16 protein-coding genes are annotated in these 16,323 nt (G+C 67.9%); 7 read left to right on the top strand and 9 right to left on the bottom strand.

The features are described from left to right. Positions 1-48: 48 nt before the first annotated feature. Together trxB and trxA are read left to right on the top strand one after the other, a co-directional pair. Complete coding sequence (gene trxB / locus KVT44_RS29290) at positions 49-1,011, top strand: thioredoxin-disulfide reductase (RefSeq protein ID WP_217569834.1); 963 nt, start codon at positions 49-51, stop codon at positions 1,009-1,011. 42 nt (positions 1,012-1,053) lie between these two features. Continuing rightward, positions 1,054-1,404, top strand: coding sequence for a thioredoxin (trxA, locus tag KVT44_RS29295; protein WP_054236436.1), 351 nt, complete (start codon positions 1,054-1,056; stop codon positions 1,402-1,404). Positions 1,405-1,520: 116 nt separating this feature from the next. Here trxA and KVT44_RS29300 read toward each other — a convergent pair whose 3' ends face one another. From KVT44_RS29300 to rpmH, 9 genes are all read right to left on the bottom strand, one after another. Then, positions 1,521-2,138 carry a GNAT family N-acetyltransferase gene (locus tag KVT44_RS29300; protein WP_099921715.1) on the bottom strand — a complete coding sequence of 206 codons (618 nt, stop codon included), beginning with the start codon at positions 2,136-2,138 and terminating at the stop codon, positions 1,521-1,523. A 326-nt stretch (positions 2,139-2,464) separates the two neighbouring features. After that, positions 2,465-3,559: a ParB/RepB/Spo0J family partition protein gene (locus tag KVT44_RS29305; RefSeq protein ID WP_217569836.1), complete on the bottom strand. Its 1,095-nt coding sequence runs from the start codon at positions 3,557-3,559 to the stop codon at positions 2,465-2,467. Further along, on the bottom strand, positions 3,556-4,629 hold the full coding sequence (locus KVT44_RS29310) for a ParA family protein (RefSeq protein ID WP_099925534.1): 1,074 nt from the start codon (positions 4,627-4,629) through the stop codon (positions 3,556-3,558). The genes KVT44_RS29305 and KVT44_RS29310 overlap by 4 nt, the downstream gene beginning before the upstream one ends. A gap of 339 nt (positions 4,630-4,968) precedes the next feature. Further along, on the bottom strand, positions 4,969-5,685 hold the full coding sequence (rsmG, locus tag KVT44_RS29315) for a 16S rRNA (guanine(527)-N(7))-methyltransferase RsmG (RefSeq protein WP_097285442.1): 717 nt from the start codon (positions 5,683-5,685) through the stop codon (positions 4,969-4,971). A gap of 147 nt (positions 5,686-5,832) precedes the next feature. Beyond that, positions 5,833-6,342: a R3H domain-containing nucleic acid-binding protein gene (locus KVT44_RS29320; RefSeq protein WP_060901646.1), complete on the bottom strand. Its 510-nt coding sequence runs from the start codon at positions 6,340-6,342 to the stop codon at positions 5,833-5,835. A gap of 15 nt (positions 6,343-6,357) precedes the next feature. Next, the gene (yidC, locus tag KVT44_RS29325) at positions 6,358-7,650 is read right to left on the bottom strand and encodes a membrane protein insertase YidC (protein WP_099921713.1); all 1,293 of its coding nucleotides are present in this window, start codon (positions 7,648-7,650) and stop codon (positions 6,358-6,360) included. Between the two features lie 3 nt (positions 7,651-7,653). Further along, positions 7,654-8,019, bottom strand: coding sequence for a membrane protein insertion efficiency factor YidD (gene yidD / locus KVT44_RS29330; RefSeq protein WP_054236429.1), 366 nt, complete (start codon positions 8,017-8,019; stop codon positions 7,654-7,656). Continuing rightward, positions 8,016-8,387 carry a ribonuclease P protein component gene (gene rnpA, locus KVT44_RS29335; RefSeq protein ID WP_075031495.1) on the bottom strand — a complete coding sequence of 124 codons (372 nt, stop codon included), beginning with the start codon at positions 8,385-8,387 and terminating at the stop codon, positions 8,016-8,018. Before rnpA ends, yidD begins: the two co-directional genes overlap by 4 nt. 20 nt (positions 8,388-8,407) lie before the next feature. After that, positions 8,408-8,545, bottom strand: a complete 138-nt coding sequence (gene rpmH, locus KVT44_RS29340; protein ID WP_006381191.1) for a 50S ribosomal protein L34 — start codon at positions 8,543-8,545, stop codon at positions 8,408-8,410. Positions 8,546-8,944: 399 nt separating this feature from the next. On the opposite strand from rpmH, the gene dnaA reads away from it, so the two are divergent. The 5 genes from dnaA (at position 8,945) to KVT44_RS29365 (ending at position 16,083) form a co-directional block, all read left to right on the top strand. Then, positions 8,945-11,026, top strand: a complete 2,082-nt coding sequence (gene dnaA / locus KVT44_RS29345) for a chromosomal replication initiator protein DnaA (protein ID WP_217569838.1) — start codon at positions 8,945-8,947, stop codon at positions 11,024-11,026. 1,118 nt (positions 11,027-12,144) lie between these two features. Then, the gene (dnaN, locus tag KVT44_RS29350) at positions 12,145-13,275 is read left to right on the top strand and encodes a DNA polymerase III subunit beta (protein ID WP_099921710.1); all 1,131 of its coding nucleotides are present in this window, start codon (positions 12,145-12,147) and stop codon (positions 13,273-13,275) included. Between the two features lie 169 nt (positions 13,276-13,444). After that, positions 13,445-14,320 (top strand): phosphogluconate dehydrogenase (NAD(+)-dependent, decarboxylating), encoded by an 876-nt coding sequence (gene gnd / locus KVT44_RS29355; protein WP_217569840.1) that lies wholly within the window; start codon positions 13,445-13,447, stop codon positions 14,318-14,320. A 63-nt stretch (positions 14,321-14,383) separates the two neighbouring features. Beyond that, the gene (gene recF / locus KVT44_RS29360) at positions 14,384-15,505 is read left to right on the top strand and encodes a DNA replication/repair protein RecF (protein ID WP_217569842.1); all 1,122 of its coding nucleotides are present in this window, start codon (positions 14,384-14,386) and stop codon (positions 15,503-15,505) included. Continuing rightward, positions 15,502-16,083, top strand: a complete 582-nt coding sequence (locus KVT44_RS29365) for a DUF721 domain-containing protein (RefSeq protein WP_217569844.1) — start codon at positions 15,502-15,504, stop codon at positions 16,081-16,083. Before recF ends, KVT44_RS29365 begins: the two co-directional genes overlap by 4 nt. Positions 16,084-16,323 lie beyond the last annotated feature (240 nt).

The raw sequence follows: 16,323 nt of genomic DNA on the forward strand, positions 1-16,323 counted from the left end.
GCTCCCACCGGTAGTACGCAGCAGTCTCCAGAGACGAGGAATCAAGCCGTGAGCGACGTCCGTAACGTGATCATCATCGGATCCGGGCCTGCCGGCTACACGGCAGCGCTCTACACCGCGCGCGCGTCGCTGAAGCCGCTGGTCTTCGAAGGCGCCGTCACCGCCGGTGGTGCGCTGATGAACACCACCGAGGTGGAGAACTTCCCCGGTTTCCAGGACGGCATCATGGGCCCCGAGCTCATGGACAACATGCGCGCACAGGCCGAGCGCTTCGGTGCCGAGCTGATCCCGGACGACATCGTCGCTGTCGACCTGACGGGCGAGATCAAGACCGTCACGGACACCGCAGGCACCGTCCACCGCGCCAAGGCCGTCATCGTCACGACGGGCTCGCAGCACCGCAAGCTCGGTCTGCCCAACGAGGACGCGCTCTCCGGACGCGGCGTCTCGTGGTGCGCGACGTGTGACGGCTTCTTCTTCAAGGACCAGGACATCGCCGTGATCGGCGGTGGCGACACCGCGATGGAGGAGGCGACCTTCCTCTCCCGCTTCGCCAAGTCCGTGACGATCGTGCACCGCCGTGACACCCTGCGCGCCTCCAAGGCGATGCAGGAGCGTGCCTTCGCCGACCCGAAGATCAACTTCGTCTGGGACAGCGAGATCGCCTCGATCGAGGGCAACCCCAAGCTTGCCGGCCTGAAGCTGCGCAACCTCAAGACCGGTGAGATCTCCGACCTGGCGGTGACCGGCCTGTTCATCGCGATCGGCCACGACCCGCGCACCGAGCTCTTCAAGGGCCAGCTCGACCTGGACGAGGAGGGCTACCTCGAGGTCGAGACGCCTTCGACCCGGACGAACCTGACCGGTGTCTTCGGCGCCGGTGATGTCGTCGACCACACGTACCGCCAGGCGATCACCGCGGCCGGCACCGGCTGCTCCGCCGCCCTCGACGCCGAGCGCTACCTCGCTGCCCTCGCGGACAGCGAGACCGCCGCGGCTGCCACCGTCTGACCCCCGTCCGCCCCACCGCACCAACCAGTTAAGGAGCCCGCCGTGGCCGGCACCCTGAAGAATGTGACCGACGATTCCTTCGAGCAGGACGTCCTCAAGAGCGACAAGCCCGTCCTGGTGGACTTCTGGGCCGCCTGGTGCGGTCCGTGCCGCCAGATCGCGCCGTCCCTCGAGGCGATCGCCGCGGAGTACGGCGACCAGATCGAGGTCGTCAAGCTCAACATCGATGAGAACCCGGGTACGGCCGCCAAGTACGGCGTCATGTCCATCCCGACCCTGAACGTCTACCAGGGTGGCGAGGTCGCCAAGACCATCGTGGGTGCGAAGCCGAAGGCCGCGATCGTCCGCGACCTGGAGGACTTCATCACCGAGGGCGCCGAGAAGACCGTCTGACCGGAAGCGCCGTCCTACAACGACGGCGATGTTTCACGTGAAACACGAATGGGCCAGCCCGGAAGGGCTGGCCCATTCGCATGACGGAGGGGTTGCGTCGGCGGGCGGCATCACGGCTACAGAGGACGAAGCGCCGGTTCCTTCTGTACCGCTCCCAGGAGGCGGTCCAGGGCCAACTCCACATCTTCCTTCCAGGAGAGCGTCGTCCGCAGCTCCAGCCTCAGGCGGGGGTACCTGGGGTGGGGGCGCACCGTCTTGAAGCCGACCGCGAGGAGATGGTCGGCGGGGAGCACGCAGGCCGGTTCCTTCCACCGTGCGTCCCCAAAAGCCTCGATCGCCTTGAAGCCTCGGCGCAGCAGATCCTTGGCAACCGTCTGCACCATCACTCGGCCGAGTCCCTGTCCCTGATAGCCCGGCATGATGAAGGCGGTCATCAGTTGGACGGCGTCCGGTGAGACCGGGCTCGTGGGGAACGCAGTGGAGCGGGGTACATAGGCGGGAGGCGCGTACAGCACGAAGCCCACCGGTACGTCGTCCACGTAGACGACGCGGCCGCAGGATCCCCACTCCAGGAGGACGGCGGAGATCCACGCCTCCTTCTCGAGTTCGGGCTTTCCCGCCTTTACCGCGGCTTCCCCACTGACGGGATCCAGTTCCCAGAAGACACACGCGCGACAGCGCTTGGGAAGGTCCGGAAGGTTGTCCAGCGTGAGCGGTACGAGCCGGCGCCCCATGAAGGATGTTCCTCGCTTCCTTCGCCCGCAGCATCGCGAGCGGCTGTCAGAGCGCTTCGCTCCCTGAGCAGGCTGCCGATGAACCCACCGACCGCCCCCAGTCCCAGGCCCGCGGTCACCAGTCCGGTACGGCTCACGATTTGCATGGCCCCCGCCTCCCCAATGAAGGTGCCGCCAGGTGGATGCGCCATACCCGATCGCATCGTATCCACGATGCGATTGCATCGATACTGCCTGAAAGCAAAGAGCAGGCCGTGTTCCGGTACACACCGGACACGGCCCGCTCTTGTGGTCGACCGACGGGAACCGCCCCGTCGCCGCGCGACTCAGGCCTCCGTGTCCTCGGAGTCGTCGTCCAGGAGACTCCTCTGGAGAACGCCTCCCTCACCGGGGGCGAGAGAGCTGAGGATCCGCTCGAGGTCGTCCATCGAGGCGAACTCGACCGTGATCTTTCCCTTCTTCTGCCCCAGGTCGACCTTCACGCGGGTCTCGAAGCGGTCCGAGAGGCGGGTGGCAAGGTCGCTCAGTGCCGGGGAGAGCCGGGCGCCGGCCCGCGGCCCCTTGGAGCGCGGAGCGGTCTGGGGGCGCGATCCCATGAGGGTGACGATCTCCTCGACGGCCCGCACCGACAGTCCCTCGGCCACGATGCGGTGGGCCAGCCGGTCCTGCTCCTCCGAGTCCGCGACGGAGAGCAGGGCGCGGGCGTGGCCCGCGGAGAGCACTCCGGCGGCGACACGACGCTGAACCGCCGGCGAGAGCTTCAGCAGCCGCAGGGTGTTGGAGACCTGCGGGCGCGAGCGGCCGATACGGTCCGCCAGCTGGTCGTGCGTGCAGTTGAAGTCCTGCAGCAGCTGGTCGTAGGCGGCCGCCTCTTCCAGCGGGTTCAGCTGGGCGCGGTGCAGGTTCTCCAGCAGCGCGTCCAGGAGAAGCTTCTCGTCCTCCGTGGCCCGCACGATCGCAGGAATGGCCTCAAGCCCCGCCTCACGGCAGGCACGGAAGCGCCGCTCACCCATGATGAGCTCGTAGCGCGCCGGACCCACCTGACGCACGACGACCGGCTGGAGAAGCCCGACCTCCTTGATGGAGGTAACCAGCTCGGCAAGAGCGTCCTCGTCGAACACCTCACGGGGCTGACGCGGGTTGGGGGTGATGTAGTCGAGAGGCAGTTCAGCGAAGTGAGCACCGACAGGCGCGGAGGGCGCCTCCGGGGTCCCGATCGTCGGCGACTCCTCTGTTTCATGTGAAACAGGCGGCAGTGTGGTCACCTTCGCCGCGGCGACCCCGCGCTCTGCCGTGAGCACGGGTCCAGCCGCCGACGAGGCGGAGCCTCCGCCTGCCGGCGAGGGAACCGTCTTCTCTGTCGGAGCCGCGGGGATCAGTGCGCCGAGGCCCCGCCCCAGCCCTCGTCGTCGCTCACTCACTGGATCCCCTCCACCATGTTCTGACTGTTCTGTACGCCCACATGGGCGTTCTGCGCTTCGTACGCCACTCCGACTCCGCGGAGGGCGATTTCTCGTGCGGCCTCAAGATACGACAGGGCGCCGCTCGACCCTGGATCGTAGGTCAGCACCGTCTGGCCGTAGCTCGGGGCCTCGGAGATACGGACCGAGCGAGGAATGCTCGTCCGCAGCACCTCGTCACCGAAGTGGCTGCGCACCTCGTCCGCGACCTGGGACGCAAGGCGCGTCCGGCCGTCGTACATGGTGAGCAGGATCGTCGAGACATGGAGGTTGGGGTTGAGATGCCCCCGCACCAGGTCGACGTTACGCAGGAGCTGACCCAGGCCTTCCAGCGCGTAGTACTCACACTGGATAGGAATGAGGACCTCCGCACCGGCGACCAGCGCGTTGACCGTGAGAAGGCCGAGCGACGGCGGGCAGTCGATGAGGATGTAGTCCAGCGGCTGCTCATACGCCTGGATCGCTCGCTCCAGCCGGCTCTCCCGTGCCACCAGGGACACCAGCTCGATCTCCGCACCGGCGAGATCGATCGTGGCAGGCGCACAGAAGAGGCCCTCGACATCGGGGACCGGCTGGACGACTTCGGAGAGCGGCTTGCTGTCGATCAGCACGTCGTAGATGGAAGGCACCTCGGCGTGATGATCGATGCCGAGCGCGGTGGAGGCGTTGCCCTGAGGGTCGAGGTCGATCACCAGGACACGGCCGCCATGCAGGGCAAGCGAGGCAGCAAGGTTGACCGTGGTCGTGGTCTTGCCCACCCCACCCTTCTGGTTGGCGACGACCATGACGCGGGTCTGTTCGGGCCGTGGCAGGCCCTCACCGGCGCGACCCAGCGCCTCCACCGCCAGTTGGGCAGCACGACCAATAGGAGTGTCGTCCATTGGGGGCGGTGTTTCACGTGAAACATCCTCCCCCATCGACTCGGTACGGGGACCGGGGACCGGATCGGTCATCGGTCCCGCGATGTTGGCGTCGGACCGCAAGGATTCACTCTCCTCGACTTCAGGCTCGCAATGAACAGAGCCTCCCATGCCTTCGGGGTCGTGAACCAGCGAGGCCCGTTCTTCTGTGGAGAAATCCACCTCTGTGGACAACTCCGCACCCTCCGCGAGTGAACCGAGAGGCTTCCGGTCGCGGGGTTCGGCCGCGGCGCGGCCGCGACTGATGATGCCGTGCAGCAGTGAGCGACGTTTCACGTGAAACACGATGCCTAGCGGCCAGGGCCATCGCGGCGCGACACTCCGAGATGCGTAGGTTTGGCAGCTTGTGTGGAGTACGGGTCGTCGTCAGGACGGATCAGCCGGAGTGACAAAGAACTCCCGGCTCCGCCCTGCGGAACCGGGAGTCCACGATCCATTTCGCGCTCAGGATCAACGCCGTCGCCGTGTCCGCCCCGTCCGGGCCGCCTTCGCCCTCTTCGCGGCGAAGCGCACGCCACCCGGGCTCTCCCCGACCTCGACCCGCACCACGGTCGACAACGGGTCCACAATGCCCTCGCCGACGTGCAGGATCGACGTCTCCACGGCGCCGAGCTTGCTGAGGGCCGTCGCGGCGCTCTTCAGCTCCTCCTCAGCGGTGTCGCCCTTGAGAGCCAGCATCTCGCCGTACGGACGGAGAAGGGGGATGCCCCATGCCGCCAGCCGGTCCAGTGGAGCGACAGCCCTGGCCGTCACCACGTGGACCGCCGGAAGCTTTCCCATGACCTCCTCGGCGCGACCGCGCACGACGGTGACATGGTCGAGGCCCAGGAGCTCGACGACCTCGGTGAGGAAGTTGGTCCTCCGCAGCAGCGGTTCCAACAGAGTGATCTTGATGTCATCCCGGACCAGGGCCAGCGGAATGCCGGGCAGTCCCGCGCCGGAGCCGACGTCGCACACGGTCACACCTTCGGGCACGACCTCCGAGAGCACCGCGCAGTTCAGCAGGTGCCGTTCCCACAGCCGGGGCACCTCACGGGGGCCGATCAACCCCCGCTGCACTCCCGCCTCGGCCAGCAGCTCCGCGTACCGGACCGCGTCTGCGAAGCGATCGCCGAATACCTCGCGCGCCTGCTCGGGCGCAGGGGGAAGCTCCGCTGCCTCCGTCACGGGGACCGTCCTTCCGTACCGCATAAGCGCGCTGAGCGCTGACCACCAGGGCTATCAGGGACTACCAGGAACTACGAGGGACTATCAGGCTGACAAAGTTCGGCCCCGCCTGCTCAACAGACGGGGCCGAAGAAACCTTCGTACCGATCAGGCGGGAAGCACGACGACGAAGCGCTGCGGCTCCTCGCCCTCGGACTCACTGCGCAGACCCGCGGCCTTGACCGCGTCGTGGACGACCTTGCGCTCGAAGGGCGTCATCGGCTTCATCTTCACCGGCTCGCCGGAGCTCTTCACCTCGGCCGCGGCCTTGGCGCCCAGCTCGGAGAGCTCCTCGCGCTTCTTGGCGCGGTAGCCCGCGATGTCCAGCATCAGCCGGCTGCGGTCCCCGGTCTCCCGGTGAACGGCCAGGCGCGTGAGCTCCTGGAGGGCCTCGAGCACCTCGCCGTCGCGACCGACCAGCTTCTGCAGGTCACGACTGCTGGCGTCGCTGATGATCGAGACAGCGGCGCGGTCGGCCTCGACGTCCATGTCGATGTCGCCGTCGAGATCGGCGATGTCCAGCAGACCCTCGAGGTAGTCCGCCGCGATCTCGCCTTCCTGCTCAAGGCGGGTCAGGGTGTCGCCCTCAGCGGCGGCGGAGGTGGTGCCTTCCGTCACGGGATGGACTCCTTCTTACTTCTTGGACGGGGACTTGGGCCGCTGCGGACCCTTGCGCTGTCCGGACTGGGCTTTGCTGCGGGTACCGGTGCCCGGCTTGTTGCCGCCGCCTGCCGGCTTGGCGGCGGGCTTGGCGTCCTGCGGCTCGTCGGACTTGGTCAGCGAGGTCTTCGGCTCGGGCTCGCCCGCCGCCTTCGCCCCACCGGCCGCCGTACCCGACTGACGCTGGGACTTGGACTGGCGCTTCGGCTGCTGACGCTTGGGAGCGCCACCAGTGGTGGTCGTGGTGCCGTCCTCGGCCTCGACAGTCGCCTCGGCCTGACCCTTCACCACAGTGCCGTCAGCCTGGGCCACCAGGCCCACCTTGGTCAGGCTGTTGATGAACTTGCGCTCGAACTCGTTACGGTCGCGGCCCTTGGAGACGATCGCCTTGACGATGGCCTTCTCGCCACGGCTGCGCGTCTTCTCGTGGTGCGTGACGTGCTTCTGCAGGCGCTCGAGGTACGCGGCCTGAGCCTTGGAACCCGGGGTCGGGTTGTTGCGGATGACGTACATCTGCTGGCCCATGGTCCACACGTTGGTGGTCAGCCAGTAGACGAGGACACCGACCGGGAAGTTGATGCCGAAGACGGCGAACATGACCGGAAAGACGTACATCAGCATCTTCTGCTGCTGCATGAAGGGCGTCTTCACCGTGGTGTCGACGTTCTTCGTCATCAGCTGGCGCTGCGTGTAGAACTGCGACGCCGACATCATCACGATCATGATCGCGGTGACGACCCGGACATCGGTCAGCGAGGCACCGAGGGCCTCGACCTTGGCCTGTCCGTCCGTGAACTTCGCGGCCAGCGGGGCGCCGAAGATGTGCGCCTTACGAGCGCTGGCCAGCAGCGATTCGTTGATGACGCCGATCGTCGAGCCGGTCGCGATGCCGTTGAGCACGTGGTACAGAGCAAAGAAGAACGGCGACTGCGCCAGGATGGGAAGGCACGAGGAGAGCGGGTTGGTACCCGACTCCTTGTACAGCTTCATCATCTCTTCGGACTGGCGCTGCTTGTCGTTCTTGTAGCGCTCCTGGATCTTCTTCATCTCGGGCTGCAGTGTCTGCATGGCCCGAGTGGCCTTGATCTGCTTCACGAAGAGCGGGATCAGGCAGATACGGATCAGGATCACCAGGGACACGATGGACAGGCCCCAGGCCCAGCCCGTATCGGGACCGAAGATCGTCCCGTACACAGAGTGGAACTGGACGATGACCCAGGAAACGGGTGTCGTGATGAAGCTGAAAAGACTGGCAATCGTGTCCACTAATCAGGCTCCTTGAGCATGGGACGGGGTCTCGGCGGCCGGGCTCGAGGGATGGTCGGACATTCCATGACCCTCAATGGCCGGTTCGGCGGCGGAGTTCCCGCCCTTGCGTGCGCGCCAGGCGTTACGCAGCATTTCGTGCCACCGCGGACGCTTGCGCGGCGGAACATGGTCCACGCCGCCCAGCGACCACGGATTGCACCGGAGGATGCGCCAGGCGGTAAGTGCCGTTCCCTTGATCGCACCGTGCCGGTCGATGGCCTGGTAGCCGTAGTGGGAGCACGACGGGTAGTACTTGCACACCGGCCCGAGCAGCGGGCTGATCGTCCACTGGTACAGCTTGATAAGAGCCAGCAGCGGGTACTTCATCGCGCGCCCCCTCCCAGCAGCCGCTGAAGGGCGGCATCCAGGTCTCGGGCCAGCTGTTCATGGTCGGCGTCGCCCGCACCGGGCAGCGCTCGTACGACTACCAGGCTACCGGGGGGCAACTGGGCGACTCGGTCACGCATCAAATGGCGAAGTCTGCGCTTCACCTTGTTGCGGACAACCGCTCCACCCACGGCCTTGCTCACGACGAAACCCGCACGCGTCGGGGGAGCGCTCTCCCCAGGCGCGTGCGGGTCCGTTGCACCGCTACGTAGATGGACGACGAGGAGCGGGCGTCCGGCCCGGCGTCCTCGGCGTACCGCGGTCGCGAAGTCCTCGCGCCGCCTCAGCCGATGCTCGGTAGGCAGCACGACATCATGACCTGTTGTTATCAGGCGGACAGGCTGGCGCGACCCTTGCCACGGCGGTTCGCGAGAATCGCGCGGCCGGCACGGGTGCGCATCCGCAGGCGGAAGCCGTGGGTCTTGGCGCGACGACGGTTGTTCGGCTGGAAGGTGCGCTTGCTCACTCGGGGGCTCCAGAAAGAATCGGTGGTGGCGGGGTGCCGCCTTGGCTGTCACCGTGCGCCCACGAGGTAGCTCGTAATTACGCCCGAGTGCACCGCTTCCCGATCACTCGACGTGACCTGTGCCCATCGGAGGCAGGCGGCAGCAGCCATCGACAACTCGACCTGGTCACGGTACGCGCGGCTACGCCATCCGGTCAAACCGGCTCCTGGCAGGAGACACTATCCACAGGCTGGGGACAACAACTTGAACCGCAGCGGTCGCCCTGACTACCGTGGCTGAACTCCGATTCGTTCCCTTCCCACCGCCCCAGCGGATTTGTTCCCACCGCCCCACCCGACTGACTTCCCAACCTGTTCCCAGAACCACACGTTCGTGGGACCCGTGAGAGAGCGTGCCCTGTGGCTGACGTACCTGCCGATCTTGCCGCAGTGTGGCCACGAGTACTGGAACAGCTCCTCGGTGAGGGCCGCGGTCAGGGTGTGGAGGCGAAGGACGAGCACTGGATCAAGCGCTGCCAGCCGCTGGCACTGGTCGCGGACACCGCGCTGCTCGCGGTTCCGAACGAATTCGCGAAGGGCGTCCTCGAGGGACGTCTCGCGCCGATCGTCAGTGACACGCTGAGCCGCGAGTGCGGCCGTCCGATCCGCATCGCGATCACCGTCGACGACTCGGCCGGGGAACCCCAGCCTCCGACGCCGCCCGCCCCCCAGGCCCGGTACGAGGAGCCCGAGCTCCCCTCCGGCTCGGGCCAGGGCCGTGACGCGTACGACGGTCAGGGCGGCGACGAGCGGAACCCCTACGGCGGCCAGGTCGGCGAGGACCGCAACAGCTACGGCGGCCAGGGCCGTGACGAGCGCCACGCTTACGACTCCCAGGGTCGCGAAGACCGGGGCGGCTACGACTCCCCGGGTCGTGACGAGCGCAACCCCTATGACGCACAGCGCCGCGACGGGTACGAGGGGTACGGCCGCCACCGCGCCGACGACCACCGGGGTGATCACCGAGGCGTTCGCTCCGACCAGCTCCCGGGCGCCCCCGGCGACCAGCTGCCGCCCGGCCGCTCCGACCAGTCCCGCGCGGACCACCTGCCGACCGCCCGCCCCGCCTACCCGGACTACCAGCGCCCCGAGCCCGGCGCCTGGCCTCGGCACACCCAGGACGACTACGGCTGGCAGCAGCAGCGCCTCGGCTTCCCCGACCGCGACCCGTATGCCTCGCCCTCGCAGGACTACCGGCCGCAGTCGATGGAGCGCCCGCCCTACGAGCAGCAGCGCCAGGACTACGACCAGCCGCGCTCCGAGTACGAGCGTCCCGACCGCCGCGACCTCCAGGAGCCGTCCTCGGGCGGTGCGCCGCCGCACCGCGGCGGCACCTCGCTGCCGTCCCCCAGCGGCGCTCCCGGCCCGCTGGGCGCGAAGCCCGCGCCGGCGTCCGGTCCGGGCGAGCCCACCGCGCGCCTCAACCCGAAGTACCTCTTCGACACGTTCGTCATCGGCGCCTCGAACCGCTTCGCGCACGCGGCCGCGGTCGCCGTCGCCGAGGCGCCGGCGAAGGCGTACAACCCACTCTTCATCTATGGGGAGTCGGGTCTCGGCAAGACGCACCTGCTGCACGCGATCGGGCACTACGCGCGCAGCCTCTACCCGGGCACGCGGGTGCGGTACGTGAGTTCCGAGGAGTTCACCAACGAGTTCATCAACTCCATCCGCGACGGCAAGGGCGACAGCTTCCGCAAGCGGTACCGCGAGATGGACATCCTGTTGGTCGACGACATCCAGTTCCTGGCGGACAAGGAGTCGACGCAGGAGGAGTTCTTCCACACCTTCAACACGCTCCACAACGCGAACAAGCAGATCGTGCTCTCCAGCGACCGGCCGCCCAAGCAGCTGGTGACCCTGGAGGACCGGCTGCGGAACCGTTTCGAGTGGGGTCTGATCACGGACGTCCAGCCGCCCGAGCTGGAGACCCGTATCGCCATCCTTCGTAAGAAGGCGGTGCAGGAGCAGCTCAACGCTCCGCCGGAGGTGCTCGAGTTCATCGCGTCCCGGATCTCGCGCAACATCCGTGAGCTGGAGGGCGCGCTGATCCGGGTGACGGCGTTCGCGTCGCTCAACCGGCAGCCGGTGGATCTCGGACTGACGGAGATCGTCCTGAAGGACCTGATCCCGGGCGGCGAGGACTCCGCCCCGGAGATCACCGCGACCGCGATCATGGCGGCCACCGCGGACTACTTCGGACTCACGGTGGACGACCTGTGCGGGTCCTCACGCAGTCGCGTCCTGGTGACCGCGCGGCAGATCGCCATGTATCTGTGCCGCGAGCTCACCGATCTCTCGCTGCCGAAGATCGGCGCGCAGTTCGGCGGCCGCGACCACACGACCGTCATGCACGCCGACCGCAAGATCCGCGCGCTGATGGCCGAGCGCCGCTCCATCTACAACCAGGTCACCGAGCTCACCAACCGCATCAAGAACGGCTGACAGGCGCGGCGGTACGCCGCCGAGGGCGCCCCGGGACACGGTCCCGAGGGCGCCTTTCGCCGTTCTGGCCCGCTGTTCTGGCCCGCAGCTGCGGCCCGCGGTTCTGGCCCGCGGTTCTCGCATGCGCGCCGCGAGGGATTCCGGCAGCCGTCCCAGAGCCTCCGGCAGCCGTCCCAGAGCCTCCGGCACCCGCTCCGAGAGGACTCCGGAAGGCTCTGGACCTCGCTCCGAGGGGGCCTGCGAGCTCCTGAGACCTGGCCCCAAGGGCGCTCCGAGGGCTTCTGGAGCCTGTTCCGAGGCCGCCGGCCCTCGTTTCACCGCTACCGGAACGACATCAGCTGTTCGAATACGAGCCGGGTTACGGCCACTCTCCACAGATTCGGTGACTTTCTGGCGTCCACACCCTGGGGACCGCGAAGTTGTCCCGATCGTGTCCACAGGGGCCACTGTTGAAAGACCATCAGACCAGGTCAGCCCCCTGTGGATTCGTGGACGAAGACTCTCCACAGACTGTGGACGAAGAAAAGATCCACAGGGTGTGCACGAAGTTGTCCACCGACGACCCACAGGCTGGAGCCGGTTGTCCCCAGCCATCCCCAGCTTCTCCACACCCCTGTCCACTGTTCGGCAACGTGACGCGCCCGATCACCGTGTCGAGTGAAAGGCGTCACACCAAGGTGCCGGATTGGCCTGTGGGGAACGTGGGTAAAGCTGGGGACGGATCTGGGGAGAAGTGGCCCGAGGCTGTGCATCGAGTGTGCAGAACTTTTCGTCGTCCACAGAGACCCCCGGTTGTCCACCGCCTCCGCCCACAGGGTCAGTGGACAAAAAATCCCGTCTGACCTGCGAAAACGAGGTTATCCACGGTTTCCACAGGCCCTACTACTAAGACCAACTAGATAGAGGCTGGGAATCGTTTCGAAGACGGGGCTGTGCACAACTCGCTCTCGGAGGCTCTGGTGCCGCTCGGCACGACTTGACCCCGAGGGGCACCGACTGTCAGCGCGGTGCGTCAGACTGGTCCCCGGTGTCCTGCCCGTCACAGGGCTGAACGACACCGAGTCAGACGACGAAGGCCAGCAGGGCGAGAGCGCCGGCAACAGACGGAGGCGGCAACGGTGAAGATCCGGGTGGAACGCGACGTACTCGCGGAGGCAGTGGCCTGGGCGGCACGCAGCCTCCCGGCCCGTCCGCCGGCGCCTGTGCTCGCCGGCCTCCTTCTGAAGGCCGAGGAGGGCGCACTGAGCCTCTCCAGCTTTGACTACGAGGTCTCGGCACGCGTCTCTGTGGACGCGGAGATCGACGAAGAGGGCACGGTCCTCGTCTCCGGCCGCCTGCTCGCGGACATCTGCCGCGCCCTCCCCAACCGGCCGGTGGAGATTTCCACAGACGGTGTACGAGCGACCGTGGTCTGCGGCTCCTCGCGATTCACACTCCACACCCTGCCTGTGGAGGAGTACCCCGCGCTGCCGCAGATGCCGTCGGCGACCGGCACCGTCCCCGGTGAGGTCTTCGCCTCGGCGGCCGCCCAGGTGGCCATCGCGGCGGGCCGTGACGACACGCTGCCCGTGCTCACCGGTGTGCGCATCGAGATCGAGGGCGACACGGTCACGCTGGCCTCCACCGACCGCTACCGCTTCGCGGTCCGCGAGTTCATGTGGAAGCCGGAGAACCCCGAGGCGTCCGCGGTGGCCCTGGTGCCCGCCAAGACGCTCCTGGACACCGCCAAGGCCCTCACGAGCGGCGACAGCGTGATCCTGGCGCTGTCCGGCTCGGGCGCCGGCGAGGGCCTCATCGGCTTCGAGGGGGCGGGCCGGCGCACGACCACCCGCCTGCTGGAGGGCGACCTGCCGAAGTACCGCTCGCTGTTCCCGACGGAGTTCAACTCCATCGCGGTGATCGAGACCGCCCCCTTCGTGGAGGCCGTCAAGCGTGTGGCCCTGGTCGCCGAGCGCAACACCCCGGTGCGTCTGAGCTTCGAGCAGGGCGTGCTGATCCTGGAGGCGGGCTCCAGCGACGACGCACAGGCTGTGGAAAGGGTCGACGCACAGTTGGAGGGCGACGACGTCTCGATCGCCTTCAACCCGACGTTCCTGCTCGACGGCCTCAGCGCCATCGACTCGCCGGTGGCGCAGCTCTCCTTCACGACGTCCACGAAGCCCGCGCTGCTGAGCGGCAAGCCCGCGGTGGACGCCGAGGCGGACGAGGCCTACAAGTACCTGATCATGCCGGTGCGCCTGAGCGGCTGAGTGAGGTGAGCCCGCCGGACGGTCGGCCGATCGGTCCGGCGGGCGCATCCGCAGTGGGCTGAACGCCTGAGCGGCTATGCCCACAGGTGTGCGTGAGCGTCCGGGTTTAGGCTCAGACACAGGTACGAAAGTGCCCTCACGCCACGTCGCAAACCTAAGGAACAACCTGATGGAGCTCGGTCTCGTCGGCCTCGGCAAGATGGGCGGCAACATGCGCGAGCGGATCCGCCGCGCAGGCCACACCGTCATCGGATACGACCGCAACCCGGACCTCGCCGATGTCCACAGCCTGGAAGACCTTGTGGGCAAGCTCAAGGGTCCGCGCGTGGTGTGGGTGATGGTCCCGGCCGGCGCCGCCACGCAGTCCACCGTCGACCAGCTCGGCGAGTTCCTGGAGCCCGGGGACGTCGTCGTGGACGGCGGCAACTCCCGCTGGACGGACGACGAGAAGCACGCGGAGGAACTGGCGGCCAAGGGCATCGGTTTCGTCGACTGCGGCGTCTCCGGCGGCGTCTGGGGCCTGGAGAACGGCTATGCGCTGATGTACGGCGGCGACGCCGAGAACATCGCCAAGGTGCAGCCGATCTTCGAGGCACTCAAGCCGGAGGGCGACTTCGGCGCGGTGCACGCCGGCAAGGTCGGAGCGGGCCACTTCTCCAAGATGGTCCACAACGGCATCGAGTACGCCATGATGCAGGCCTACGCCGAGGGCTGGGAGCTCCTGGAGAAGGTCCACTCCGTCACCGACGTGCGCGAGGTCTTCCGCTCCTGGCAGGAAGGCACGGTCATCCGTTCCTGGCTGCTGGACCTGGCGGTGAACGCCCTGGACGAGGACGAGCACCTGGAGAAGCTGCGCGGTTACGCACAGGACTCCGGCGAGGGCCGCTGGACCGTGGAAGCGGCCATCGACCACGCGGTGCCGCTGCCCGCGATCACCGCGTCGCTGTTCGCGCGGTTCGCCTCGCGGCAGGAGGACTCGCCGCAGATGAAGATGGTCGCGGCGCTGCGCAACCAGTTCGGCGGCCACGCGGTCGAGACGAAGTAATCCACAGATCCACAGGCCGTGCGGCGGTGGATCCACAACCCTGGGGGAGGTCGGCGAACGACCATGCACGTGACGCATCTGTCGCTGGCCGACTTCCGCTCGTACGCCCGGGTCGAGGTCCCGCTCGACCCGGGCGTCACCGCGTTCGTGGGCCCCAACGGACAGGGCAAGACGAATCTGGTCGAGGCGGTCGGCTATCTCGCGACCCTCGGCAGCCACCGCGTCTCCTCCGACGCGCCGCTGGTGCGCATGGGCGCGGACCGGGCGATCATCCGGGCCAATGTCCGCCAGGGCGAGCGCCAGCAGCTCGTCGAGCTCGAACTGAACCCCGGCAGGGCCAACCGTGCCCGCATCAACAGGTCCTCGCAGGTCAGACCCCGTGATGTGCTCGGTATCGTGCGGACCGTGCTGTTCGCGCCCGAGGATCTCGCGCTGATCAAGGGCGACCCCGGTGAGCGGCGCCGCTTCCTGGACGAGCTGATCACCGCCCGCTCCCCACGGATGGCGGGCGTCCGCTCCGACTACGAGCGGGTCCTCAAGCAGCGCAACACCCTCCTGAAGTCGGCCGCGCTGGCCCGCCGTCACGGCGGCCGCACCATGGACCTCTCCACGCTCGACGTGTGGGACCAGCACCTCGCACGCGTGGGCGCCGAGCTGCTGGCCCAGCGGCTCGACCTGGTCGCCGCGATTCAGCCGCTGGCCGACAAGGCGTACGAGCAGCTGGCCCCCGGTGGCGGACCCGTCGCCCTGGAGTACAAGCCGTCCGCGCCCGGCGAGGCGCACACCCGCGAGGACCTGTACGAGCAGGTGATGGCGGCGCTCGCCGAGGTCCGCAAGCAGGAGATCGAGCGGGGCGTGACCCTCGTAGGACCCCATCGGGACGATGTGGTTCTCAAACTCGGTCAGATGCCCGCCAAGGGATACGCCTCCCACGGCGAGTCCTGGTCGTACGCGCTGGCGCTGCGCCTGGCCTCGTACGACCTCCTGAGGGCCGAGGGCAATGAACCGGTGCTGGTCCTCGACGACGTCTTCGCCGAGCTGGACAGCCGCAGAAGAGAGCGCCTCGCCGAACTCGTCGCTCCCGGCGAGCAGGTCCTCGTGACGGCCGCGGTCGACGACGACGTACCGGACGTACTGACGGGAACGCGGTATGTCGTCTCCGAGGGCACGGTGGAGCGGGTATGACGGAGAACACACCCGGCGGATCGGCCGCCTCCGAGGGAGCTCCGGAGAAGGGTCCGGAAACGGCCTCCAAGAAGACCCCCGAGCACTCCGGTGTCGACCTCGCGCGCGTGGCGTTGCGCGCCGCGAAGGAGCAGGCACGCGCGCGGGGGGACGCGGCGCAGCAGAAGAAGCAGGCGCGGCGCGGCGGCCTGCGCTCCGGCGCGCGCGCCGACGGGCGTGATCCGATGGCGCTCGGCGCCGCGATCAACCGGCTGCTCACCGAGCGCGGTTGGGAGACCCCGGCCGCGGTGGGCGGTGTGATGGGCCGCTGGCCGCAGATCGTCGGCGAGGACCTGGCCAAGCACTGCGTCCCGCAGAAGTACGACGAGGACGAGCGGGTGCTGACCGTGCAGTGCGACTCGACCGCCTGGGCCACCCAGTTGCGGCTGCTCGCCCCGCAGGTGGTCGCGCGGCTGAACCAGGACCTCGGGCACGGCACGGTGCGGCTGATCAAGGTGCAGGGCCCCCATGGTCCCGCGCGCCGCTTCGGCCCCTTGCGCGCCCCTGGAAGCACAGGTCCCGGCGACACCTACGGGTGACAGAGGCCACATCGACCGGCCCCTGCGCGGGAGTGCACGCGGTTGCGAACACCGACCTGACTCCGCGGTAGCCAAGGGTTGACACCCGGAAGCGCTGAGTGCCGCTGTAAGCCTCTTTGAGCCCGGGTGCACATATGGGGAGTCGGGAGAGACCGGTTCAGGGCGGCACATGCGGACTCAGGTACCGGCAAACCCCCATCACTGTCGGCGCTACCGGTAGACTGGAAGCTAATCCCGCCC

Origin of the sequence: Streptomyces sp. GbtcB7 (genome assembly GCF_019091445.1) — a bacterium.
GTDB lineage: Bacteria > Actinomycetota > Actinomycetes > Streptomycetales > Streptomycetaceae > Streptomyces > Streptomyces mirabilis.

Bases quoted from the DNA above. Each gene is read 5' to 3' on its own strand.
- KVT44_RS29300 (WP_099921715.1), bottom strand. From the start codon at position 2,138: ATGGGGCGCCGGCTCGTACCGCTCACGCTGGACAACCTTCCGGACCTT.
- KVT44_RS29310 (WP_099925534.1), bottom strand. From the start codon at position 4,629: ATGGGAGGCTCTGTTCATTGCGAGCCTGAAGTCGAGGAGAGTGAATCC.
- yidD (WP_054236429.1), bottom strand. From the start codon at position 8,019: ATGAAGTACCCGCTGCTGGCTCTTATCAAGCTGTACCAGTGGACGATC.
- gnd (WP_217569840.1), top strand. From the start codon at position 13,445: ATGGAGCTCGGTCTCGTCGGCCTCGGCAAGATGGGCGGCAACATGCGC.
- recF (WP_217569842.1), top strand. From the start codon at position 14,384: ATGCACGTGACGCATCTGTCGCTGGCCGACTTCCGCTCGTACGCCCGG.
- KVT44_RS29365 (WP_217569844.1), top strand. From the start codon at position 15,502: ATGACGGAGAACACACCCGGCGGATCGGCCGCCTCCGAGGGAGCTCCG.